We start from the raw sequence: 23,447 nt of genomic DNA on the forward strand, positions 1-23,447 counted from the left end.
GCGCCGTCCGTGCGCCCGGCGCATGCGTAGATTGGCCGGGTGCAGACGTCCACGCCCCCGCTGGCCGCGGTCGTCGTCGTGTCCGACCGGTCGGCTGCCGGGGAGCGCGAGGACCTGTCCGGTCCCGTCGCCGTCGAGAAGCTGTTCAGCGCGGGCTTCGCCGTCTCCGACGTGGCGGTGGTGCCCGACGGCGAGCTCTCGGTGGAGCGGGCGCTGCGGGCGGCCCTGCACGCCGGTGCCCGGGTCGTCGTGACGTCCGGCGGCACCGGCGTCGGACCGCGGGACCAGACCCCCGAGGGCACGCGCCCGGTGCTGGACCGGCACCTCCCCGGCATCGCGGAGCTCCTGCGGCGCGAGGGTGCGAAGACGGTCCCGACAGCGGTCCTCTCGCGCGGCCTCGCGGGCGTGACAGAGAACGGCGCGCTCGTCGTGAACCTTCCCGGCTCGCCGTCCGGCGTGGCCGAGGGGCTCGACGTGCTCCTGCCGCTCGTCGACCACCTTCTCGACCAGCTGGCGGGCGGGGACCACTCGTGATCGCCCGCGTCGTCGATCATGCGCTCGACCTGCAGTTTCACGTGGAACACGTGAGCGACCCGCGCGCCGGGGCCGTCGCCACGTTCGTCGGGCTGGTGCGGGACCACGACCCGTCCGTCGAGGGCCGGGTGGTCGGGCTCGACTACACCGCGCACCCCACCGCGCAGGCCGTGCTCGAGCGCCTCGCCGCGGCGGCCCTCACCGACGGCGTCCTCGGCATCGCGGTGAGCCACCGGGTCGGGCACCTGGCGGTGGGTGAGGCGGCGATCGTCGCCGCCGTCTCCACCGCGCACCGGGCCGAGGCGTTCGACGTGTGCCGCGCCCTCGTCGAGACCGTCAAGGCCGAGCTGCCGGTGTGGAAGCGCGAGCGTCTCGCCGACGGGTCACACGTCTGGGTGGGGCTGTGACGGGCGAGCAGCTGGTCGACCGGTTCGGGCGCGTGCACCGCGACCTGCGGATCTCGCTGACCGACCGGTGCTCCCTGCGCTGCACCTACTGCATGCCCGCTGACGGCGTCCCGTGGCTGGCCCGCTCGACTATGCTCAGCACCGACGAGATCGTGCACGTCGCCCGCGTGGGCGTGGAGCTGGGCATCGAGGAGATCCGGCTGACCGGCGGCGAGCCGCTGCTGCGCGTGGACATCGTCGACGTCGTCCGTCGGCTCACCGCGCTGACCGGCCCGTCGGGCAGCCCCGAGGTGTCGCTCACGACGAACGCGCTCCGGCTGCCCGGGCTCGCCTCCGAGCTCAAGGACGCCGGGCTGTCGCGGGTCAACATCAGCCTCGACACCCTGGACCGCGCGAAGTTCCTGGAGCTGACCCGCCGGGACAAGCTCGTGGAGACCCTGGCCGGGGTCGCGGCCGCCGACGCCGCCGGCCTGCACCCCGTGAAGATCAACGCGGTCGCGATGCGCGGGGTGAATGACGACGAGGTGGTCGAGCTGACCCGGTTCGCCGTCGACCGCGGCTACCAGATGCGGTTCATCGAGCAGATGCCGCTCGACGCCGGGCACACCTGGGACCGGGCTGAGATGGTCACGCAGGCGGAGATCCTTTCGCGGCTCACCGCCGCGTTCGACCTGACCGAGGTGCCCGGCCGCGGGTCCGCGCCGGCCGAGCTCTGGTACGTCGACGGCGGGCCCGCGACCGTCGGCGTCATCGCGTCGGTCACCGCGCCGTTCTGCGGCGCCTGCGACCGGCTGCGGCTCACGGCCGACGGCCAGCTGCGGGCGTGCCTGTTCTCGCAGACCGAGACCAACGTGCGGGATCTGCTGCGCGGGGAAGCCCCTGCGGTCGACGGGTCGGCGATCGGTGTCGGCCCGGGGCAGGCGGTGCGGATCGGTACGACAGCCCCCGCTCGCCCCGCACCGGCGCCGGCCGATGTGGACGCCGCGATCGCCGACGCGTACCGCCGGTGCCTGGCGGGCAAGAAGGCCGGGCACGACATCGACGACCCGCGCTTCCTGCAGCCCGACCGCCCGATGAGCGCGATCGGCGGCTGAGGGGTCAGCCGCCCGCGAAGGGCGGCAGGACGTCGAGGGTCGCTCCGGCGGCGACCAGGTCGTCGCCCTCCACCCTCGTCCCGTCCGCGAGCAGCGCGCACCGGCCGAGCACCCGGTCCAGCGCCGGACCGTGCGCGGCGACCATCGCGGCCCTGACCTGCGCGGCCGACCCCGCCGACAGCTGCTCGGTGTCGACCCCGGCGGCCTCCGCGGCGGCGGCGAAGTAGCGGACGGTGATCACGGCTCGGCGGTCCACGCCTGCGCGCGGGCCTCGATCCAGGCCAGGACGTCGGACGGGTTGGAGCTCGCCGCCGCCAGGCCGGCGACGAACATCGTCACCGGCACGGCCGGCCGGGCCACCTGGTGCGCGACGTCGGACGCGACCTCGAGCAGGCGGTCGATGTCGACGAGCTCACGCTCGACGCCGAGCGCGGTGGTGATCTGGTCGATCCACTCCGGCAGGTCTGCGCCCGGGGCGCGGCGGGGGTCGTCGGTCATGGTCCGATCCTGTCACCGAGCTCCGCGTCGAGGCGCTCGACGTCCGCCCAGGTGTCCGCGTCGGCCGCAGCATCGGACGGGTCCGGGACGTCGACCAGGCGCAGCCCGTCGACGAGCCGGTGCATCGCCGCTCCGTGGGCCGCCTGTAGCGCTGCGAGCGCGCGCCCGAGGGCGTCGGCACGGTAGACGGCGACGAGGTGCTGCGGCCGGCCGTCGGCGCTGACCAGCCGGGCACCGTCGACGCCGTCGGCCGACGCTGCGGCGAGCAACGCCGGGAGCACCGAGCCGGCACGCGGGACGTCGCAGGCCAGGACCGCGACCAGGCCGTCGGCGTCGAGGAACGCCAGCCCGGCGGCCAGGCCCGCCACGGGACCGCCGTCGGGCGGGTCCTMGAGCACGGTCGGGATCCCGGGCCGGGCGAGGGCCGGGGGTCCGACGACGACGACCCGTTCTGCTGCCGCGACCGCCGCGAGCGCGTGGTCGAGGAGCGCGCGACCGCCGACGCGCACCTCGGGCTTGTTCGAGCCGCCGAGGCGGCGGCCGCGTCCGCCGGCGAGGACGACCGCGTCGAACGGGACGGCGGTGGAGGTCACGCCTCGCGCCGCCAGTCGCCCGAGCGCCCGCCCGACTTCGCCTCGAGCTGCACGTCGGTGATCCGCACGGACTTGTCGAGGCCCTTGACCATGTCGACGACCGCGAGCGCCGCGACCGACACCGCGGTGAGCGCCTCCATCTCCACGCCCGTGCGGTCGGCGGTGCGGACGGTCGCGGTGACGGAGACGCCGTCGTCGGTGATCTCGAGGTCGACGACGACGCCGTGCACGCCGATGACGTGCGCGAGCGGCAGCAGCTCGGGGGTCCGCTTGGCGGCGGCGATGCCCGCGATGCGTGCGACGGCCAGCACGTCGCCCTTCGGCACCGCGCCGTCGCGCAGCGCCGCGACCACGTCGGGCCCGCAGAGCACCCGACCGGTCGCGGTGGCCGACCGCACCGTCGGCTGCTTGGCGGTGACGTCGACCATGCGGGCGTGTCCCGCGGAGTCGAGGTGCGTGAACTTCTCGGACTGCTCGGTCATCGGATCACCCTCAGGACGGTGACGCGGTCGCCGGCGGCGACCCGGTCGATCTCGGCGGGGATCACGGCGAGCCCCTCGGCCAGGACCAGGCGCGCGACCAGGTGCGAACCGGAACCGCCTGCGGTGGCGCGCGCGACGCGGTCGGGGGCCACCCAGCGCACGGGCATGAGCTGCGCCCGGCCGGGCGGGGTGGTCCAGCCCTCGTCGGCGATCGCGATCTCCGTGGTCCGCTCGACGCGAGCCAGCCCGCGCATCCGGAGCAGCACGGGTCGGACGAACACCTCGAACGACGCGAACGAGCTCACCGGGTTGCCGGGGAGCGTGAAGATCGGGGTGCCGCCCGGGAGGCGTCCCAGGCCCTGGGGCTTGCCGGGCTGGACCGCGACGGCGACGAACTCGACCGACGGCTCGTCGGCGAGCGCGGCCTTGACCACGTCGTACGCGCCGACGCTGACCCCGCCCGACGTGACGATCGCATCGACCGAGGGGTCCTCGTCCAGGCTCTGCAGGAGCGTCCGCAACGTGGTGACGTCGTCCGGCACGGGTCCCAGACGCAGCGCGACACCGCCGGCCTCGCGGACCGCGGCGGCGAGCAGCCACGAGTTCGAGTCGGGGAGCTGGCCGCGGTGCAGCGGGTTGCCCGGCGTGACCAGCTCGTCGCCGGTGGAGATCACGGCGACGCGGGGTCGGCGGTGCACCCGGACGGTCGGGTGCCCCAGGGACGCGACGGCGGCGATCGCGGCGGGGCCCAGCAGCGTGCCGGCCGCCACCACGACGTCGCCCGGCACCGCGTCCTCGCCGGCCCGTCGCAGGTGCACCCCGGCGTCGGGTGCGTCCCGCACCAGCACGGTCACCGTCCCGGCGTCGGTCAGCTCGACGGGGACGATGGTGTCCGCGCCGGGCGGCACCGGCGCCCCGGTCATGATCCGGGCCGCCGTCCCGGCGCTGACCACCGGCTCGTCGGGCGAGCCCGCCGGCAGGTCGGCCACCACCCGGAGCGTGACGGGGACGTCCGCGACGTCGACGTGCCGGACCGCATACCCGTCCATCGCCGAGTTGTCCCACCGGGGCAGGGGCTCGTCGGTGCGCAGGTCGTCGGAGAGCACCAGCCCGTCGGCGTCGTCGAGGGGCACCTCGACCGGGGGGAGCGGGACGGCGAGCGCGAGCGCGGCCGAGCGGTGGTCGTCGAGGCTGCGCACCGTCAGCGGACAGCCATCCAGGCGAGGATGCCGCCCTCGAGGTTGGACGCCTCGAACCCGGCGTTCTGCAGGATCCGCGCGGCCGTCAGCGAGCGGCCGCCCACCTGGCACTGCACGACGATCTCGACGTCGTGCGGCAGGTCGGCCAGCGCCGACCCGTCGAACACCGTGCCCAGCGGCACCAGCACGGCCCCGGGGATCGAGGCCTCCGCGTACTCCGACGGCTCGCGCACGTCGATGAGCAGGAACTCGTCGGTGCCGGCCTCGCGGGCGGCCAGGCGCTGCACCAGCTCGGGGGCGGTGATGACAGGGACGTCGGACATGGCGGGCACCTCGGGTTCGTCGGGGGGTTCCAGGGAGACAGCGGGCCGGGCGGTGGCGACCAGGGGGACCTCGGTCCACCGGCCGCGCAGGGCGTCGACGACGAGCACGCGGCCCAGCAGGGTCTCGCCCGTGCCGGTGACGAGCTTGACCACCTCCGTGGCCATGACCGAGCCGACCTGGCCGCACAGCGCGCCGAGCACGCCGGCCTCGGCGCAGGACGGGACCTCGTCGGCGGCCGGGGGGTACGGGAACAGGTCGCGCAGCTGCGGGCCGTGCTGCGCCCAGAACACGGTCGTCTGCGCGTCGAACCGCAGGACCGAGCCCCACACCTCGGGCATGCCCAGCCGCACGCACGCGTCGTTGACCAGGTAGCGGGTGGGGAAGTTGTCGGTGCCGTCGACGACGACGTCGTACCCGCGCAGGATCGCCTCGACGTTCTCGCTGGTCAGGCGGGTGAGGTGGACCACGACGCGGATGTCGGGGTCCAGCGCCTCGATCGCGTCGCGCGCGCTGTCCACCTTCGCGCGACCCACGTCGGCGGTCCGGTGGATCACCTGGCGCTGCAGGTTGCTGACGTCGACCACGTCGTCGTCGACGATCCCGATCGTCCCGACACCCGCGGCGGCGAGGTACTGCAGGACCGGCGCGCCGAGGCCGCCGGCGCCGACGACGAGCACCCGGGCGTTGCGCAGGCGGCGCTGGCCGTCGACCCCGATCTCGTCGAGGAGCAGGTGCCGTGACCCGCGCGCGACCTGCGCGGGGGTCAGGGGCGGCCCGAGAGGGACCAGGGCGGGCATCGGCACGGGCACCAACCTACGTCGCGGCGGGCGCCTGCAGGTTCCGCTGCCAGGCGATGATCCGGTCCACCGCCTCGCGCACCACGTCGACCGACGACGCGAACGACAGCCGGACCCAGCGGTGCCCGTCGACGGGATCGAAGTCGGTGCCGGGCGTCAGTGCCACGCCGGCCTCGTCGAGTAGCCGCGCGCACCACGTGATCGAGTCCAGGCCGCTCGCGGAGACGTCGGCGTACAGGTAGAACGCGCCGTCGGCCGGCGCGATGCGCGACCAGCCGAGCTCGGGCAGGCGCGCGAGCAGGAGCTCCCGGGCCGCGGCGTAGCGCTCGACGTTCGCGCGGGCGGCCGCGTAGCCCTCGGGGCTGAACGCGGCGACGCCGGCGTGCTGGGCGAGCGCGGGCGGGCAGAGCGCCACGTTCCCGGCGAGGGCGCCGACCGGCGCCACCAGGTCCTGCGGCAGCACCAGCCAGCCGAGCCGCCAGCCGGTCATCGCCCAGTACTTGGAGAACGAGTTCACGACGACGGCGCCGCGGTCGAGGTAGTGGGCGGCGGTCGCCGTCGCCTCCGAGCCGTACGTGATGCCGTGGTAGATCTCGTCGCTGACCAGCCGGACGCCGTGGTCGCCGCACCAGCCGGCGATCGCGGCCAGCTCGGTCGCGTCGATCATCGTGCCGGTCGGGTTGGCCGGGCTGGCGATCACCAGACCCTCGACCGGCGGGTCCAGCGCCTCGAGCTGCGCGACGGTCGGCTGGTACCGGGTCTCCGGGCCGCACGGGACCACCACGACCTCGCAGCCGAGCGCGGACAGGATGTTGGCGTACGCCGGGTAGCCCGGGACCGCGAGCGCGACGCGGTCGCCGACGTCGAACGCCGCGAGGAACGCGAGCAGGAAGCCGCCGGACGAGCCGGTGGTCACGGCGACGCGGCGGGGATCGACCTCGACCGAGTACCAGTCGCGGTAGTGCTGGGCGATCGCCGCCCGCATGGGCGGGGCGCCCATCGACTCCGTGTAGCCCAGGTCCCCGGCCGTGAGCAGGTCGATGGCGCGCTGCCGGACCACCTCGGACGCCCCGGTGGACGGTTCGCCTGCGCAGAGGTTGAGCACGTGCTCGCCGGCGGCCTTGCGAGCGTTGGCCGCAGCCAGGATCTCCATCACGGCGAACGGCGGGACGTGGGCTCTCGCGGCGACCTTCATGGGGCCATCGTGGCGTACGGACCCGGCGGCCGCGCCGGGCCCGTCCGCACGCCGATCAGCTGTTGTCGACGACCGCCGCCCCCGATGCGTCGGACCTGATGCGGTCGATGGCGCCCTGCGCGGACGCCTTCGCCGAGTAGCCCTCGCTGCTCGCGAGGACGTTGCCGTTGGTGGCGACGATCCGGAACCGGAACTCGCCCGCCTTGTCCTTGTAGATCTCGAACTTCACGCCAGCCTCCGAGGGTCTTTCCGCGGGTGCCGTCGGCGTGCGTCGACGGTGCTGCCAGTCTGTCGCGCTGCACGCAACGCCGCCCGGTCTAGCCTTCGACTCGTGATCGTGGACTGCGCCCTCTACTCCGCCGGCCGGCGACGCCACCGGATCGACGACGTGCGCCTCGCGCTGCGGGAGGCCGAGAAGGAGGACGGCTTCGTCTGGATCGGGCTGAACTCCCCGACGGCCGAGGAGTTCGACCTGCTCGCCGAGGGCTTCGACCTGCCCGAGCTCGCCATCGAGGACGCGATCCTGTCCCACCAGCGGCCCAAGCTCGAGCGGTACGGCGGCGTCACGTTCGCCGTCGTCAAGCCGGTCCACTACGTCGACCACGTCGAGGTGGTCGAGGTCAGCGAGCTGGCGATCTTCCTGGGCGAGCGGTACGTCATCGTCGTGCGGCACGGCGACACGACGATCCCCGCTCTGGTCCGTGCCGCGCTCGAGGCCGACCCCGAGATGCTCCAGCACGGACCGCCGGCGGTGCTGCACGGGATCCTGGACCGGACGGTCGACCAGTACCTCGACGTCACCGCGGCGATCGACGAGGACCTCGACGAGATCGAGGACCAGGTGTTCGGCGACGACCCCGGCAGCGACCACGCCGAGCGCATCTACAAGCTCAAGCGCGAGCTCCAGCAGTTCCGCCGGGCCGTCGTGCCGCTGGTCCCGCCGTTGACCCGGCTGGCCGAGGAGGAGGTGCCCTGCATCCCCGCGTACTCCCGGCCGTACTTCCGCGACGTCCAGGACCACGTCCTGCGCGCCGCGGAGCTCATCGAGGCCGCGGACGCCCTGCTCACCGGGGTCATGCAGGCCGACCTCGCCCAGGTGACCGTCGAGCAGAACCGCGTGACGGTGCAGCAGAACTCCGACATGCGCAAGATCTCGGCGTGGGCCGCGATCGCGTTGGTGCCCACCGCGATCACCGGGCTCTACGGCATGAACTTCGACAACATCCCCGCCCTGCACACCCGGTTCGGCTTCTGGGTGGTGCTGGCCGGCATCGGCGTCGTGTGCCTCGCGCTCTACCGGGCGTTCCGCCGCAACCGCTGGCTCTAGGCGGGCAGCGACGTCTCGATCAGCTCGACGATCTCCGTGGCGTCCGGCTCGGTGGTCGGGCGGAACCGGTGCACAGAGCCGTCCGGCGTGACGACGAACTTCTCGAAGTTCCACGTGATGCGACCGGCCTTGCCCGAGGCGTCCGGCGCCTTGGTGAGCTCGGCGTAGAGCGGGTGCTGGTGGCGGCCGTTGACCTTGGTCTCTCGAACATCGGGAACGTCACGCCCCACGTGGTCGAGCAGTACTCGGCGATGGCCTCCTCGGAGCCGAGCTCCTGCAGGAACTGGTTGCTGGGGAAGCCGAGGACGGTGAACCCGCGCTCCCCGTAGGTCTTCTGGAGCTCCTCGAGCTTCGCGTACTGCGGGGCAAGGCCGCACCGCGAGGCGACGTTGACGACGAGCTTGACCTTGTCCGCGTACTCACCGAACGTCGTGGCGTCGCCGTGCAGCGTGGTGAGCGGGATCTCGTTGAGGGACATGCCTCGGTCAACCATTCTGCGAGCGCCGCGCATTCCCCAGATCGTTGCGGACGTGCTCGACGATGCCGTCGGCGGCCGACTCGATCTGTGCGAGGCAGTCCTCGAAGTCGCGCGGGCCGCCGTACCAGGGGTCCGCGACGTCGAGGTCGCCGACGGCGTCCGGGTCGAAGGTGCGGAACAGGACGGGCTCGGCGCCCAGCCGGCGCAGCGCGCGGGCGTGCGCGTTCGTCATCGCCAGGACCAGGTCGCGCTGGTGAGCGGGCTCGACCTGCCGGGCCCGGTGACCGTCGCCGGTGGGGTAGCCGTGCCGCTCCAGCACGGCGCGGGCGCGGCGGTCGACCGGGTTGCCGTGCTCCTCGTCGCTGATGCCCGTGGAGTCGACGACCACCCGGTCGGCCAGGCCCGCGGCGGCGAACCGCTCGCGCAGCACGATCTCGGCCATCGGGGAGCGGCAGATGTTGCCGGTGCAGACGACCATGACGGAGTAGGGGTTCGACACCCCGTCATGATCGCCTGCCCCGTGCCGCCTGTCAGATCGCGCGCGGCTAGCTCGCGCCGGGCTTGCCGCCACCGTTGCCGTTGCCGTGGCCGTTCGCCAGCTGCGCCTTGAACACCTTCGACGCGTCGCCGAGCCGCAGGAGCACGGTCTCGCCCGTCGCGTCCTTGAGCCCGTCGTTGTCGGTCACGGCGTAGACCTGCCCGTCGCCGCCGATGGTGAGGCCCTCGAGCTTCTCCTGCGTCCAGCCGTCGGTCGCCCGCAGGTCCGGGACGACGTCGCGGACCAGGGTCTTGGTGAGCGTGCCGACCGTGCCCGGTGCCGGGTCCGTGGCGGGGATCTGGACGGCGTACACGGCCTTGACCAACGCGTCGGGCCCGTTGAGCTTGTCCCGCTCGATCACCGCGAGCGTGTCGCGGTCGACGACCGTGATCTCCGACAGGCCGATCCAGTCACCGGCCGTCGTCGTGGTGCCCAGCGGGTAGGCGAACCAGGCCCACGCGCCCGTCGACACGTCGTACCGCCCGATCCGCGCGATACCCGCGAGCCCGCCCGGGTCGGTGGTCAGGCCGCGCTGCAGTGCGACCCAGACGTGCTCGCCGCTGGTGTCCTCAGCGACGGCCACGCCCTCGATGCCCCACTTGGTCAGCCCGGCCGAGACGTCGGCCGGCAGCGGCACCGTCTGCTGCACCGCGCCGTCAGCGTCCGTCCTGACCAGCGCGTTCGCGGCGCCGGTCGCCCCCTCGGAGCCGAGCCAGAACCCGCCCTGGCGTCGAGCCGAGAGGCCCTCGATGTCCAGCGACGCCGCCGTGCCCCCCTGCGTCACGGCGACGTCACGATCGATGACGGCCGGCGTGCGAGACACGTCCAGCCGAAGAATGTGCGCGGTGCTGTAGGCCGCGTCGGTCGCGGTCCACAGGTGGTCGCCGTCCGCCGGGTCGGCGCTCAGCGCACCGAGCGCGCCCCAGCCGATCGGGTTGCCCGCGGCGTCGTCGGCCGAGACCACGCTCGGGAACTCCGGCGTGCCGGCCCGCTTCGCGTACGCCTTGCCGCGGCCGAAGACGCTGACCGACGAGCGGACCAGCACGCTCGCGTCGTCCGTCTCGCTGGACACCAGCAGCAGGTCGCGGGACGGCACCGGGAGGATGCCCTCGGGGCCGTTGGTCGTCGCGAGCACCTGGACGAACCGCGGGTGGGCGGCGTCGTCGACGTCGTAGACCGCGACGAAGTTCGACCGCTCGGAGCCGACGAACGCGTACCGCTGGCCGCCGAGCGTCGCGACCGCGAGGCCCTCGATCTCGACGCCCTTCTTGCCGGCGCGCGACTCGTTGTGCAGCCCGGTGCTGACGGCGAGCCGCTCGAGCTCGGCGCCCGCGTCCCAGACGACCGCGCCCTCGGTGTCGAAGACGGTCCAGCCGCGCGTGCCCCCCTTCCAGTCGCCCTCGTTCGCGGTCGCCAGGTGCGTCTCGTCCAGCCACGCCACGGCGTCGGGCTCACGCGGGGTCAGCGGGATCGAGCCGGTCTGGTTGATCACGCCGTCCTGCGCGCTGTCGATGCCGGTCAGGGCGACGCGCCCGGTGCTGAACACGCGGCCGACGTCACCGGTGGCCACGTCGACGAGCGCGACCCCGTTGTTCTCCTGCAGGGTCACGGCGACCGTCGAGCCTGTCGGGTCCACGGCCACGTACTCGGGCTCGGGGTCCTGCGGGGTGTCCAGGCCGGCCTCGACGAAGGACGGCAGCGCCGTCCCGTCGGCCGCGGTGAACGGCACCTCGCGGGTGCTCCACGCAGCCGGGTCGGTGCCGGGCAGGTCCACCAGCTGGAGGAACCCGGCGGGAAGCTGCGGCAGGTCGCCCTTCTTGCCGCCGGCGGGCTTGGCCTCCTCGTCCCGCTGGTTCTCGATGGCGATCGCCGCGTGGGCGTGGTCGGGCGTGAGCGCGATGGAGTCGGGCTGGCCGCCCAGGTCGATCGTGCGCACCAGCGCGTGGGTGGCCAGGTCGACGACGGCGAGCACGCCGCTGGGTGCCGTGAAGCTCTCCGACGTGTCGACGACGACGAGCACGTAGCCGCCCACCACTGCGACGGACGTCGGCTCGGCGTGCGCCCCGACACCGAGGTCCGCCTCGAGGTCGAGCGTGCCGATGCCGGTCGGCGTGCCGGGGTCGGTGATGTCGACGAAGCCGATCCGGCCCGCGAGCGCGTCGGTGTGGATGAACGTCTTGCCGTCCTCGCTGACCGCGGAGATCTCCGCGACCGTCGGGTCCGCCGCCGCCGCTCGCGCCGGGCGGTTGAGGTAGACGGGGTAGGTGGCGAGCCGGTGGAACGTCTCGTTCGCCGACGGGGACGTCCACACGGGCACGGGCCGCTGCTTGGGGTTGGCCGCGGCGGCGGTCGCCCCCAGGCCCGCGCAGAGCACGGCGGTGCAGGTCAGCGTCGCGACGGCGCGACGGGACGGGCGGGCGTGCAGCATCGAGGTCCCCTTCGGTCGGTGTCGATCGAGGGTGGCCTGGACCTGTGTCCGAATTCGGGCACCTGGGTGAACGCTGAGAGGCGGGTGGATGACGATTGGGACGGAGATCACGAAACACCCGCCGCGCTGACCCGGTTGTGCGGAGCATGCGAGCCATCACCTACTCCCGCTACGGCGGGCCCGACGTCCTCGACGTCACCGACCTGCCGACCCCCAAGGTCGGTCCGGACAGCGTCCTGGTGCGCGTCCGTGCCGCGTCCGTCAACCCCGTGGACTGGAAGGTCCGCGCGGGTTACCTCGACGCGATCATGGACGTCACGTTCCCGGCGGTCCCCGGCTGGGACGTCGCCGGCGTGGTCGAGCGCGTCGGCCTGGACACTCCCGAGCTGAGCGTCGGCGACGAGGTCTACGGCTACGTCCGCCGCGACTGGGTGCAGGGCGGCACGTTCGCCGAGTACGTCGCGGCACCGGTCCGGACCCTCGCTCGCAAGCCGGCGAACCTGAGCTTCGAGGAGGCGGCGGCGGTCCCGCTCGCCGGCCTCACCGCGTACCAGGCCATCCGGCGTGCGGGCGTCCACGAGGGCCAGACCGTCCTCGTGCACGCCGCGGCCGGCGGCGTCGGGGCGTTCGCCGTCCAGATCGCCCGGTCGCTCGGCGCCCGGGTCATCGGCACAGCCTCCGAGCGCAACCACGATCACCTGCGCGGCCTGGGCGCCGAGCCGGTCGCCTACGGCGACGGCCTGGTCGAGCGGGTCCGCGCCCTGGCGCCCGACGGCATCGACGTGGTGCTGGACTTCGGCGGCGACGACCTCGTCGAGACGACCAAGGCTCTCCTGGCCGACGGCGGCGCCGTCGCGTCGGTGGTCGACGCCGCCGCGCGCGACGAGCTGGGCGGCCACTACGTCTGGGTGCGCCCCAGCACCGAGGACCTCGACGCCCTCACCGACCTGATCGAGGCCGGGACGGTCACGGTCGACGTGGCCGAGGTGTTCGAGCTCGCCGACGCCGCCGCCGCCCACGAGGCCAGCCAGACCGGTCACGTCCGGGGCAAGGTCGTCGTCCGCGTCGCCTGACCAGCCCGTCCGCACACGGCCCGCGTCCTCTCGGAGGACGCGGGCCGTTCTGCTTGGCAAACGCGTAATAGTCGAGATATATTCTGGTTCGAACATTCGGAGTCGGACCCAGGAGGAGGAGCCATGGCAGCGCGCAGCCGCAGCAACCCGCTGGCCCTCGCCGTGCTCGCGCTCCTGTGGGAACGCCCGATGCACCCGTACGAGATGTCGATGACCCTGCGCGAGCGGCGCAAGGACGAGTCGGTGAGGCTCAACTTCGGGTCGCTGTACTCGGTGGTCGACTCGCTGGTGAAGCACGGCCTCATCGAGGCGGCGTCGACCGAGCGCGACGGCAACCGCCCGACCCGCACCGTCTACCGGATCACCGACGCCGGCGCCACGGAGGCCATCGACTGGCTCACCGACCTCGTCCGGACCCCCGTCAAGGAGTTCCCGCAGTTCGAGGCCGCCCTGTCGTTCCTGCCGCTGCTGGGCCCCGACGACGTCGTCCGCCTGCTCCGTCTGCGCCAGGCGTCGCTCGACCGGCAGGTCGCGGGATTGGAGGCGACGCTGGCCGAGGCCCGGGCCATGGGACTGCCCGCGATCTTCAGCCTCGAGGGCGAGTACGAGCTCGCGATCGTCCGTGCCGAGCTGGCCTTCGTCGCCACGCTGGCGACGAGCATCGCGGACGGCTCGTTCGAAGGCGTCGATCCCTGGCGCGACCTGCACGCCCGCGCCGCAGCGCACGGCGGTCTCGACCCCGACGATCTGGCGGAGGTGCTCGGCCCCTATCTGAGCACGCCGTAAAAAGGCCGACCCGGGTGCTGGAACACCCGGGCCGGCCACCACGAACCGACCGGGACCCGTGAGGGCACCTGTGCGATCCGCCGCACGAATCAGCATAGGTGGCAGCTCGGTCGGACCCACCGCCGTCTCCGGACGGCACGACCGAGAAGGCGGCACCATGCCGACGACACCACCCGTGGTCGAAGCACTCGACCTCGTCAAGACGTACCCGGGCGGCCGCGGCCGACCCGACGTCCAGGCCCTCGACGGCCTCACGCTCAGCATCCCCGGCGGCACCGTGCACGGGTTGCTCGGACCCAACGGCGCCGGCAAGTCGACGACGACGAAGGTGCTCACCACCCTCGCGCGCGCCACGTCCGGCACGGCCCGCGTGGCCGGTCACGACGTCGTGCGCGACTCCGACGCCGTCCGCCGCCGCATCGGCTACGTGTCGCAGGGCACCGGCGCCGACCCGCTGCTCAGCCCTCGCGAGAACCTCGTGATGGCCGCGCGGCTGCGCGGGCTGTCGCGCGCCGCCTCCACCGACCGGGCCGCCGCGCTGGTGGACCGGTTCGGGCTCGCGGAGGCCGCCGACCGTGGCGCCGGCAAGCTGTCCGGCGGCACGCGGCGCAAGCTCGACGTCGCGCTCGGCCTCGTCGGCACCCCGCAGGTCCTGTTCCTCGACGAGCCGACCACGGGCCTCGACCCGGAGGCGCGCGCCGCGATGTGGGAGGAGATCCGTCGGCTTGCCGGCGAGGACTCGCTCACCGTCGTCCTGACCACGCACTACCTCGAGGAGGCCGACCGCCTGGCCGACGGGCTCACCATCGTCGACCGCGGCCGGGTGGTCGCCGAGGGGTCGCCCGAGTCGCTCAAGGCGACGCTCGAGGGGGACACGCTCACGGTGGACCTGGTCGAGCCGGCGGAGTCGTCCGTGCGGTCGGCGGTCGCGTCCATCACCGCGCTGCGCGACGTCGTCGTGCACGTCGAGGGACCCACGGGCCGGCTCGTCGCGCGGACCACCGACGGACCGGCCGTCGTCGGCACCGTCATCGCCGCCCTCCAGGCGGCCGGCGTGCGGCACGGAGCCGTCGCCGTCTCCCGTCCCACCCTCGACGACGTCTACCTGCGGCACGCCGGCCGCTCGTGGACCTCGGCCGACGTCGCCTCGAAGGAGGCCGCCCGATGAGCACGCTCACCCTCTCCCGTCCGGTCACGGCTCCGACCCGCGCCTCGTGGGCAACCCAGACCGCCGAGGTCACGCGACGCTGGACCGTCGACTCGCTCCGCCAGCCGTGGGGCCTCGGGGTCGCGATCATCCAGCCGGTCATCTGGCTGGTGCTGTTCGGGAACGTGTTCTCGTCGGTCGGCTCGGTGCCCGGCTTCGGGGGCGAGGACTACATGACGTTCCTGGTCCCGGGCATCCTCATGATGACCGTCCTGTACTCGGGCGCCTGGGCGGGTACCGGGTTCATCGACGACATCAACAGCGGCGTCATGGACCGGATGCTCACGTCGCCGGTCTCGCGGTCGTCGCTGGTGGCCGGGCAGCTGGTGCAGCAGCTGCTCATCTGCGTCGTCCAGGGCATCTGCGTGATCGGCATCGGCGCCCTTGCGGGGGCGCAGTACGCCGGCGGCGTCGGCGGCGTGGCCCTCGCCATCGGGGCGTCGCTGCTGCTCGCGGCCGCGTTCTGCTCGTTGTCGGCGGCGGTCGCGCTGCTGGCGCGCGACCAGACCGCGCTCATCGGCATCTCGACCATCATCGTGCTGCCGGCGACCTTCGTCTCGACCGCCCTCATGCCCGCCGCGCTGCTTCCCGAGTGGGTGCAGACCGCGGCGCGCTACAACCCGCTGACGTGGGCGACGGAGATCGCCCGCACCGCGATGTCCGACTCGGTGGACTGGTCGGTGGTGGCCACCCGCAGCGCTCTCCTGCTGGCGCTCGCCGCGCTGGTCGCGTGGTGGTCGGTCCGCGCGATGCGCACGTACCAGCGCTCCCTCTAGAAGCCGCAACGTCCGCACTCGAGAGGGTTCTGACCCCATCGAGTGCGGACGTCGGCGGTCAGTGGGAGGTGGTGCGGCCGAAGTGGAAGCGGGCCGTCGCCGGGCTGCTCGGCCAGCGGCTGGTGACCACCTTGGCCCGCGTGTAGAAGCGCACCGCCTCGGGGCCGTAGATGTGGCTCTCGCCGAACAGCGAGTCCTTCCAGCCGCCGAACGAGTGCCAGCCCACGGGCACCGGGATGGGCACGTTGATGCCGATCATGCCGACCCTCACGGCCCGCTGGAACGTGCGGGCCGCGTCGCCGGACGACGTGAAGAGTGCCGTCCCGTTGCCGTACGGGTTGGCGTTGACCACGGCGATGGCCTCGGCCAGGTCGGCGACGCGGAGCACGACGAGGACCGGCCCGAAGATCTCCTCGACGTACGCGCGCATGTCTGTGGTGACGCCGTCGAGGACCGTGGGGCCGACGAAGAAGCCGCCCTCGTGCCCGGCGACCACGTGCCCGCGGCCGTCGACGAGCGCCGACGCACCGCTGTCCACCGCGTCGGTGACGATCTCCTCGATGCGCAGCTGCGAGGCCTTCGTGATGACCGGGCCCATGTCGGAGTCGGGGTCGTTGCCCGGTGCCACGCGGACCTTCTGCGCCGCCGCCGTGAGGCGCTCGAGCAGGGCGTCGGCCACCTCGTCGACGACGACCGCGACCGAGATGGCCATGCACCGCTCGCCCGCTGCGCCGAACGCGGCACCGGTCAGGTGCGTCGCGGCGAGGTCGAGGTCGGCGTCGGCCAGCACGACCGCGTGGTTCTTGGCGCCCCCGAGGGCCTGGACCCGCTTGCCGTGCGCGGTCGCAGTCGCGTGCACGTGCTGCGCGACGCGGGTGGAGCCGACGAACGACACCGCGGCGATGTCGGGGTGCGTCAACAGTCCGTCGACCGCGACCTTGTCGCCCTGCAGCACCGAGAAGACGCCGTCGGGCAGGCCGGCGGCCTTCCACAGCCGCGCCAGCAGCAGCGACGACGACGGGTCCCGCTCGGACGGCTTGAGCACGAACGCGTTGCCGGTCGCGATGGCCATCGGCGCCATCCACAGCGGCACCATGGGGGGGAAGTTGAAGGGCGTGATGCCCGCGACGACACCCAGCGGCTCGCGGAACGAGAAGACGTCGACGCCCGTCGCCGCCTGGTCGGTGTACTCGCCCTTGAGCAGCGACGGGATGCCGCACGCGAACTCGACCACCTCGAGCCCGCGGCCGACCTCGCCCAGGGAGTCGGCGATGACCTTGCCGTGCTCCGCGGTGATCAGCGCGGCGAGCTCGTCGGTGTGCGCGACCAGCTGCTCCCGGAACGCGAACAGCACCCCGGCGCGCTTGCCGATGGGCTCCTGCCCCCAGCTCTCCGCGGCGGCGACGGCTCCCGCCACGACGGCATCGACGTCGGCCTGCTCGGCCAGCAGCAGCCGACCGGACACCTCACCGGTCGCGGGGTTGAGCACGTCCTGGGTCCGGGCCCCGTCCGGGGTGGTCACCTGACCCCCGACGACGTGGCCGATGAGCGGGACGGTATCGACGAGCGCGGACATCAGAGCCCTCTTTCGTGCCGGATCCGACGGCGTTGCCGGACCCGGCCAATCTAAGTCCGCCGTCAAGAACACGACAGGACTGCAACGTCCGCACATCCGGTCGCGGGGACGCACGGATCTGCGGACGTCCGGGGCGTGGATGCCGAACGTCCGCACGTTCGGTCGTCGGGGCGCTCGAATCTGCGGACGTCCGAACAGATGGGGGTCTGGGGCTACATGTGCTCGGCGTTGCGCGTGCGTCAGTCGCGGGCCGTGAGGACCAGCGGGCCGTCGGCGGTGATCGCGACCGTGTGCTCGGCGTGGGCGGCCAGCGAACCGTCGCCGGTGCGGATGGTCCAGCCGTCCGGGTCGATCGTGTACTCGTCGCCACCGGCCATGAACCACGGCTCGATGGCGATGACGAGGCCGGCCTTGAGCTTGAGGCCCGTGCCGGGGCGCCCGAGGTTGGGCACGTGCGGATCCTCGTGCATGGTCCGGCCTACACCGTGCCCGCCGAAGTCCGCGTTGATCCCGTACCCGCCCGCGCGCCCGATGGTGCCGATGGCCGACGAGATGTCGCCCATCCGCGCGCCGGCCCGGGCGGCCTTGATGCCGGCGTCGAGAGCCCGCTCGGTGGTCTCGATCAGCCGGGTGACCGCCGGGTCCTGCGTGCCGATCTGGAACGTCAGCGCGGAGTCGGCCACCCAGCCCTGCAGCTGCGCGGCGAAGTCGATGCTCAGCACGTCGCCATCGGCCAGCACGTAGTCGGACGGGAGTCCGTGCAGCGCGGCGTCGTTGACGGAGGTGCACAGCACACCCGGGTAGGGCATGGCGCCAAACGACGGGTGGTAGCCCAGGTAGACCGAGTGCGCGCCGGCCGCGTCGATCATCTGGTGCGCGTGGGTGTCCAGCTGCTTGAGGGTCATCCCCTCGCGGGCGACGTCACGCAAGGACGACAGCACGCCCGCGACGAACTTGCCGGCGGGACGCATCTGGTTGATCTGAGCGGGGTTCTTGAGGGACACGGCTCCACCCTGCCACGAGATGGGCAGGCAACAGCCCGTGGGCCAGACCTCCGAGGAGGCCCCGCCGCGAAGGACGAGGTCGCGGCTCCCACGGGCTGCGGTGACTGCCATGGATTCGCTCGCCGGTCCGGGTGGGCCTGCGGGCGGATCGTCTGGGCAATCCGTCCGAGTACTTTCGGGCGACTAGCGGACAGTCACCTCACGCGTCCTGGAATAGAACATGTCCTGGACCACCTCCTTCCCGTGTCCGACGACCGTACGTCCGGGTCGCGGGGACGCCAAGGGGTTTTCCCGGTGGCGAACGCGGGAACACCGGTCGACGCTGGACGGGTGATCTCCGCGGTGCACGTGCTGCTCGCCAGCGCCGACCCGGCCGCCGACCGGGCGTTCCTGCGGGACGTGCTCGGCTGGCCGTCGGTCGAGGATGCGGTCTCGGGCGACGGCTGGCTCATCTTCGCGCTCCCGCCGGCCGAGCTCGGGGTGCACCCCGGCGACAGTGCCGATGGCGCGACGCTGCACCTCATGTGCGACGACCTCGACTCGACGCTGGCGGACCTCGCGACGAAGGGCGTCCGGCCGCTCGAGCCGCCGCGGACCGCCGCGTGGGGCGTCGTCACCCGGATCCCGTTGCCCAGCGGCGGCTGGCTCGGCCTCTACGAGCCGGGTCACCCGTCGCCGCTGACGACCTTCGGCGGGCCGGCCGTCCGTGAGCCGAGCACCCGGCACGCCGGCCTCGACTGGGCCTTGTCGACGACGGTCCTCGAGGCCCGCGACGCCAACGCGTTGGCCGACTTCTACCGCCGCCTGCTCGGCTGGCGCGTCATGGGCGAGGAGCCCGGCTGGGTGCTGCTGCGGCCGCCGGCCGGCGGGACGGGCGTCGCGTTCAGCTCCGACCCGCTCTACGAGCCGCCGGTCTGGCCCGCGACGACCGACCACCAGCAGATGATGGAGCACCTCGACATCTGGGTGAACGACCTGACCAGGGGCGTCGCGCACGCGCTGGACACGGGCGCCACGCTCGCCGGGTTCCAGCCGCAGGAGGAGGTCCGGGTGCTCCTCGACCCCGCCGGGCACCCGTTCTGCCTGTTCGAGACCTGAGCGCGACGCAGGCGGTCAGGGTGTCGGCGGCGCCGCACACACCAGGGCGGGCCGGTAGACGCCGTAGCGACGGCCTTCCGGGTCCTGCACCAGCCCGAGGTAGTTCTTGTAGAACGCGAAGTGGCCGACGAACGACGCGGGCACGTTCATGAGCATGTCGCCACCGGTGTCGTACTCCGCGTACGTGCCGAGCAGAGCGGCGCGCACCGGACGGTCGGACCCGGCGGCCAGTGCCGCGGCGTAGCTGCCCTGGTTCTCCTTGCAGAACGACCAGCGCAGGAAGCCGAACTTGAGCGTGATCGTGTTGCGCGAGGGGAACCGGCCCAGCAGCGGCAGCAACGTGTCCTCGAACGAGGCCACGTCGTCCGGCGTGACGGCGTCCAGCGTGAGCACCGTGTCTTCGGCCACGCCGGAGGACGCGTAGCCCTTCGCTCGCTCCATCGCCCACATCGAGTGGTGGATGACCCGCGGGAAGGAACACCCCCACAACCAGCTGAAGCCGTCGGTGTGGAACGCCTTGCGGAAGCTGGCCAGGTCGGCGGCGTCCATCGTCGGCGGCTGGAAGTCGAGCCGGGCCCGGCCGTCCTTGTCGTCGGGGTCGCGGCTGGTGGCGGCGACGGGGACCTGCATGACGATCGGGTCCCCGAACGGCATCGGGATGCTGATCTCCCGCATCCGGTCGTCCGAGCTGTTGACCAGGATCGGGCCGCCCATCCAGCCGTGGCTGAAGATCGAGAGCTCCATCAGCGTGCCCGGGCTGATGGTGCCGATGGTGATGACCTTGAGGTAGACGTCGGTGATGCCCATGACGCCCGGCTGGTTCGGCTTGAACCGCGTGTGACCCCCGCTGGTCGCGAAGCTCGCCCGCGTCACCGGGGTGAACACCTTCATCGAACTGACCGACTCGACCCGCTTGCCGCCGGGGAACGTGACCGTGCGTATCTCGATCTCTCCGGTGCGCACGTCCATGGTCGTGAAGCGCAGATCGTCCTTCGACTTGTTCTGCTTCTCCAACCAGGTCCGTCGGCTGTTGGCGATGACGCGGAAGTCGACGCCCTTGAACTCGTAGTCCACTCCCGCAACGAGGACGTACTGCTTCATCGTCAGCACCTACTCGACCGGCTGCCAGTCCTCGCCGACCTTGTGCCACGACGGCAGCTCGTCGTCCTGGCGCAGCTTGACCAGCGTCGTGGGCAGGCGCACCAGCCACGGCTCACCGACGGGCACCTCGTCGCCGGGAGCACCCTGCGACTCCTGGATCTCCTTGACGATGGGCACGTACGTCTCGTCGTTCACCGACGGCGCCGGCCCCCCGTTCCAGATCTCTCCGGTCTCGAGGTAGTGCGCCACGGCGGCCTCGAACCCGGGCCGCACGGGGATCACGAGCCGCGCCGCGCCGGCACGCAGGAAGTCGGAGAACTGCGGGTCGATGTCGTCGAGCAGCATCCGCTGCTTCCATGCGGGCTTCCACCCCCAGAAGTACGGGTAGAAGAAGTAGACGAGGTGCTCCCACTCGAAGGCCTGCTCGAAGAAGCGGACGTACGGCATCTGCTGCTCGGTGCGCGCGAGGTTGAGCTGTGCGTAGCCCTGGGGCGAGGTCTCGAGCGCGCCGAACGCCTCGAACTGCTGCGCCGTCAGCACGGTGAGGCCCTGCTTGCGCAGCTCGGTCGTGACGAGGCGCTGGTTCCACAACGGGTTCCGCCCGCTGATCACGACGCCCGCCTGCGCGGCCGCCTCGGCCAGCTTGCTCTCGTACTGCTGCTGCTTGGCCAGGAAGCCCTGCGTCAGCGCCGCGTGCGTCTTCAGCTGCCAGGACTTCATCGCGCGGTCGGTGCGCTCGCAGAAGATCTCGATCGTCGCGGCGATGGCCCGCACCTGGCGTGCGTGGTACGCGAACGCGACCGAGCCGACCTCGGACGCCATGTCGACGTAACCGGTGCCGGAGAACGCGTCGACCCAGTTGCTGCCGATCATCACGCGCCAGGCGTGGTCGTCGTAGAAGGCCATGTCCCGCTGGAACAGCGCGTACTTCGCCTGGTACCCCTCGGCGACGACCAGCTCGCCCGACTTGGAGCTCTCGTGGTCCCCCTCGGCGAAGATGCCGTCGAGGGCCTTGGTGACGGTCGTGAACGGCGGCGGCGGTGCCTCCAGCCCACCGACGTCGTAGCGGTGCGCCCAGAGGGCGTAGTTGGTCGCCGTGACCTGGTCCGACGTCAGCGCGAACGGGACCGGCGGCTGCGGCGCGGTGCCGTCCTTGGGCGCGCTCTGCGTGAGGATGAAGGAGGTGGCCGGCTCGGGGACGGTGATGTCGAAGAGCATGCGCTTGCCGTAGTTGTAGACCTGCGCCTGGAGCACCTTGTCGACCCACTGGTAGACGCCGCTGATGTTGCCGGCGCCCAGGGTGTTGTCGAACCCGTGGCTGTACTTCTCCTCGAACTCCGTCAACGTGGTCGTCGTCCGCCGCTCCAGCACGCGGTCGATCACCTTGCTGGCCGCCCGCGACACCACGTCCTTGCTGAACTCCGTGGCCTGCTTCGCGGTCTCCTCGCTCGAGCTCTTGGTCCCGAAGTCGGCGTTGGCCTTGACCTCGACGAACGGGCCGTACTTGGCCGTCACCGCCACGCCGGCCTTGAACTCCGTCTCCTCCTTGAGGGTCGAGGACGTCTCGCGCTTCAGGGAGAACCGGTCGGTCGTCTGGGTGTCGCGCTCGTCCTCCTTGGTGTGCTCGGTCTCGGTGAGGATGGTGGTCTCGGTGCGGTCCAGGCGCCGGGTCTCCCGCGACATGTGCTCCGAGCGCAGCACGTTCTCGACGTGCGCGAGCTCGCCGCCCTCGTAGCGCAGGACGTGCTGCTTGATCAGCAACAGGTCCCCGACGCCGACGGACTTGACCGTGCCGTGCCCGGTCGGCATCCCGGTCGAGGGGTTGCCCACCCAGTCGGCGTCCTGCGCGGCGCTCAGCCAGCTGGAGCCGACCCGGATCAGCGCGTGCGCCTCGTCCTTCGTCGTCAGGGACTGCACCGCGGTCGCCCGGTCGAGCCGGAGCGTCTCCACCTGCTCCATGAGCGCAGGCAGCGGCACCGCGGCGGGGTCGAGTCCCGCCTCCTCGAGCGTGCTGCGCACGTCGCGGGGCAGGGACCCCACCGCGTCGGCGTGCAGCAGCCACGGCGTGCCGATGGCCTGCACGGAGTGCGTCGGGGCCGTCGCCACGTCCTCGCCGAAGTCCCGGTCAGCGCGCGCGGCGGGCCGCAGCGGCGTCGGCGGCTCGGTCCGCTCCTCGGAGGCGAACGAGCCCGCCCGGATACCGCGCAGCGCCTGCAGGGCCGCGGCGAACCGCTGCTCCTGCTCCGCCGCGCGCTTCAGGTCGTCATCGGTGTCGGGCTTCGTCGGACCCTGGTCGTCGCCTTTGCCGTCGTCGCCCTTGTCGTCGTCGCCGCCGTTCTCCGGGTCGCGTCGCCGTCCGTCGGGCATCTGCAGCGGGCGCAGCACGACGGGGTCCGCACCGTCCGCGGCCCGACGCAGCGCGTCGTAGCCCTGAGCGGCCGCGGCCAGGCCGGCGGCGTCGACGTCGGCCCACCCCGAGACGAGCTTGGTCGCCACCAGGGTGTCGGCCACGGCGGACTCCTCGGCGCTGAACGACGCGTCGGCGACGAGCTGGTCCACGCCCCGGCCGGTGGCGGCCGTCACGAGCTCGTCCAGCTCCGCGAGGCTGAGGCTTCGCGACGACAGCGCCAGCTGCACCGCGACCGCGACCGACCCGGCCTGCAGACCGTCGACGCGGCGGACCGCCCCGTCGGATCCCAGGACGTCGAGGGCTTGCTGCCGAGCCTGTCGTGGTCCCTGTCCGACGTCGATCGATGCGGGTGCGAGCACCTGCACCTCGTCGCCGTCGGGCAGGTTCGGCGGGCGCAGCACGATGAACCGGGCGAGGTCGTCCATGGCGGGCTCCTTGGTGGGAAGTGGTTCACCAAGCAGGAGCCTGCGGCGGCGGAGCTGATACGGGACGGCCCCGGGCCTGATGGACCCGGGGCCGCAC

General features: G+C 72.7%; 23 protein-coding genes and 1 pseudogene. 9 read left to right on the forward strand and 15 right to left on the reverse strand.

Annotated features, from left to right (window positions below):
* The first annotated feature begins 39 nt into the window (after positions 1–39).
* From ACXJKA_RS09470 to moaA, 3 genes are read left to right on the forward strand one after another with little or no spacing between them, the layout of a single operon-like run.
* Positions 40–534, forward strand: a complete 495-nt coding sequence (locus ACXJKA_RS09470) for a MogA/MoaB family molybdenum cofactor biosynthesis protein (protein ID WP_456824947.1) — start codon at positions 40–42, stop codon at positions 532–534.
* A 50-nt stretch (positions 535–584) separates the two neighbouring features.
* On the forward strand, positions 585–941 hold the full coding sequence (locus tag ACXJKA_RS09475) for a molybdenum cofactor biosynthesis protein MoaE (RefSeq protein WP_456824948.1): 357 nt from the start codon (positions 585–587) through the stop codon (positions 939–941).
* Positions 938–2,035, forward strand: a complete 1,098-nt coding sequence (gene moaA, locus ACXJKA_RS09480; protein ID WP_456824949.1) for a GTP 3',8-cyclase MoaA — start codon at positions 938–940, stop codon at positions 2,033–2,035. Before ACXJKA_RS09475 ends, moaA begins: the two co-directional genes overlap by 4 nt.
* 4 nt (positions 2,036–2,039) lie before the next feature.
* On the opposite strand, the gene ACXJKA_RS09485 is transcribed toward moaA, so the two are convergent.
* From ACXJKA_RS09485 to ACXJKA_RS09520, 8 genes are read right to left on the reverse strand one after another with little or no spacing between them, the layout of a single operon-like run.
* A complete protein-coding gene (locus tag ACXJKA_RS09485; RefSeq protein ID WP_456824950.1) occupies positions 2,040–2,276 on the reverse strand; it encodes a MoaD/ThiS family protein in 237 nt (78 codons plus the stop codon).
* On the reverse strand, positions 2,273–2,533 hold the full coding sequence (locus ACXJKA_RS09490) for a DUF6457 domain-containing protein (protein WP_456824951.1): 261 nt from the start codon (positions 2,531–2,533) through the stop codon (positions 2,273–2,275). The genes ACXJKA_RS09485 and ACXJKA_RS09490 overlap by 4 nt, the downstream gene beginning before the upstream one ends.
* A complete protein-coding gene (mobA, locus tag ACXJKA_RS09495) occupies positions 2,530–3,126 on the reverse strand; it encodes a molybdenum cofactor guanylyltransferase (RefSeq protein ID WP_456824952.1) in 597 nt (198 codons plus the stop codon). The genes ACXJKA_RS09490 and mobA overlap by 4 nt, the downstream gene beginning before the upstream one ends.
* Positions 3,123–3,608, reverse strand: coding sequence for a cyclic pyranopterin monophosphate synthase MoaC (gene moaC / locus ACXJKA_RS09500; protein WP_456824953.1), 486 nt, complete (start codon positions 3,606–3,608; stop codon positions 3,123–3,125). Before moaC ends, mobA begins: the two co-directional genes overlap by 4 nt.
* The gene (locus ACXJKA_RS09505) at positions 3,605–4,807 is read right to left on the reverse strand and encodes a molybdopterin molybdotransferase MoeA (RefSeq protein ID WP_456824954.1); all 1,203 of its coding nucleotides are present in this window, start codon (positions 4,805–4,807) and stop codon (positions 3,605–3,607) included. Before ACXJKA_RS09505 ends, moaC begins: the two co-directional genes overlap by 4 nt.
* Before the next feature lie 2 nt (positions 4,808–4,809).
* A complete protein-coding gene (gene moeB, locus ACXJKA_RS09510) occupies positions 4,810–5,928 on the reverse strand; it encodes a molybdopterin-synthase adenylyltransferase MoeB (RefSeq protein WP_456825057.1) in 1,119 nt (372 codons plus the stop codon).
* A gap of 16 nt (positions 5,929–5,944) precedes the next feature.
* On the reverse strand, positions 5,945–7,123 hold the full coding sequence (locus tag ACXJKA_RS09515) for a pyridoxal phosphate-dependent aminotransferase (RefSeq protein ID WP_456824955.1): 1,179 nt from the start codon (positions 7,121–7,123) through the stop codon (positions 5,945–5,947).
* A 55-nt stretch (positions 7,124–7,178) separates the two neighbouring features.
* On the reverse strand, positions 7,179–7,352 hold the full coding sequence (locus ACXJKA_RS09520) for a YegP family protein (RefSeq protein ID WP_456824956.1): 174 nt from the start codon (positions 7,350–7,352) through the stop codon (positions 7,179–7,181).
* Between the two features lie 102 nt (positions 7,353–7,454).
* Between ACXJKA_RS09520 and ACXJKA_RS09525 the strand changes: the two genes are divergently transcribed.
* Positions 7,455–8,450, forward strand: coding sequence for a magnesium and cobalt transport protein CorA (locus tag ACXJKA_RS09525; RefSeq protein WP_456824957.1), 996 nt, complete (start codon positions 7,455–7,457; stop codon positions 8,448–8,450).
* Here the strand turns inward: ACXJKA_RS09525 and ACXJKA_RS09530 are convergent.
* The 3 genes and pseudogenes from ACXJKA_RS09530 to ACXJKA_RS09540 all read right to left on the reverse strand — a co-directional run bounded on the left by ACXJKA_RS09530 (position 8,447) and on the right by ACXJKA_RS09540 (position 11,894).
* A pseudogene (locus ACXJKA_RS09530) lies at positions 8,447–8,928 on the reverse strand (glutathione peroxidase). The gene ACXJKA_RS09525 and the pseudogene ACXJKA_RS09530 overlap by 4 nt on opposite strands.
* Positions 8,929–8,935: 7 nt before the next feature.
* Entirely contained in the window at positions 8,936–9,406 is a 471-nt protein-coding gene (locus ACXJKA_RS09535) for a low molecular weight protein-tyrosine-phosphatase (RefSeq protein WP_456825058.1), read from the reverse strand.
* A 67-nt stretch (positions 9,407–9,473) separates the two neighbouring features.
* A complete protein-coding gene (locus ACXJKA_RS09540; RefSeq protein ID WP_456824958.1) occupies positions 9,474–11,894 on the reverse strand; it encodes an esterase-like activity of phytase family protein in 2,421 nt (806 codons plus the stop codon).
* A gap of 146 nt (positions 11,895–12,040) precedes the next feature.
* Here ACXJKA_RS09540 and ACXJKA_RS09545 point away from each other — a divergent pair, with 146 nt between their 5' ends.
* The 4 genes from ACXJKA_RS09545 (at position 12,041) to ACXJKA_RS09560 (ending at position 15,736) form a co-directional block, all read left to right on the forward strand.
* The gene (locus ACXJKA_RS09545; protein ID WP_456824959.1) at positions 12,041–12,967 is read left to right on the forward strand and encodes an NADP-dependent oxidoreductase; all 927 of its coding nucleotides are present in this window, start codon (positions 12,041–12,043) and stop codon (positions 12,965–12,967) included.
* A 123-nt stretch (positions 12,968–13,090) separates the two neighbouring features.
* The gene (locus ACXJKA_RS09550; RefSeq protein ID WP_456824960.1) at positions 13,091–13,753 is read left to right on the forward strand and encodes a PadR family transcriptional regulator; all 663 of its coding nucleotides are present in this window, start codon (positions 13,091–13,093) and stop codon (positions 13,751–13,753) included.
* 157 nt (positions 13,754–13,910) lie between these two features.
* Positions 13,911–14,921, forward strand: coding sequence for an ABC transporter ATP-binding protein (locus ACXJKA_RS09555; RefSeq protein ID WP_456824961.1), 1,011 nt, complete (start codon positions 13,911–13,913; stop codon positions 14,919–14,921).
* Complete coding sequence (locus ACXJKA_RS09560) at positions 14,918–15,736, forward strand: ABC transporter permease (RefSeq protein WP_456824962.1); 819 nt, start codon at positions 14,918–14,920, stop codon at positions 15,734–15,736. Before ACXJKA_RS09555 ends, ACXJKA_RS09560 begins: the two co-directional genes overlap by 4 nt.
* Before the next feature lie 58 nt (positions 15,737–15,794).
* On the opposite strand, the gene ACXJKA_RS09565 is transcribed toward ACXJKA_RS09560, so the two are convergent.
* Both ACXJKA_RS09565 and map read right to left on the reverse strand, forming a co-directional pair.
* The gene (locus ACXJKA_RS09565) at positions 15,795–17,312 is read right to left on the reverse strand and encodes a CoA-acylating methylmalonate-semialdehyde dehydrogenase (RefSeq protein ID WP_456824963.1); all 1,518 of its coding nucleotides are present in this window, start codon (positions 17,310–17,312) and stop codon (positions 15,795–15,797) included.
* A gap of 239 nt (positions 17,313–17,551) precedes the next feature.
* Positions 17,552–18,316 (reverse strand): type I methionyl aminopeptidase, encoded by a 765-nt coding sequence (map, locus tag ACXJKA_RS09570; RefSeq protein WP_456824964.1) that lies wholly within the window; start codon positions 18,314–18,316, stop codon positions 17,552–17,554.
* 330 nt (positions 18,317–18,646) lie between these two features.
* Here map and ACXJKA_RS09575 point away from each other — a divergent pair, with 330 nt between their 5' ends.
* Entirely contained in the window at positions 18,647–19,414 is a 768-nt protein-coding gene (locus ACXJKA_RS09575) for a VOC family protein (protein ID WP_456824965.1), read from the forward strand.
* Positions 19,415–19,429: 15 nt separating this feature from the next.
* On the opposite strand, the gene ACXJKA_RS09580 is transcribed toward ACXJKA_RS09575, so the two are convergent.
* A complete protein-coding gene (locus ACXJKA_RS09580; protein ID WP_456824966.1) occupies positions 19,430–20,515 on the reverse strand; it encodes a hypothetical protein in 1,086 nt (361 codons plus the stop codon).
* A gap of 9 nt (positions 20,516–20,524) precedes the next feature.
* Complete coding sequence (locus tag ACXJKA_RS09585; protein ID WP_456824967.1) at positions 20,525–23,350, reverse strand: hypothetical protein; 2,826 nt, start codon at positions 23,348–23,350, stop codon at positions 20,525–20,527.
* Positions 23,351–23,447 lie beyond the last annotated feature (97 nt).

Source organism: Cellulomonas sp. P5_E12 (genome assembly GCF_054049315.1).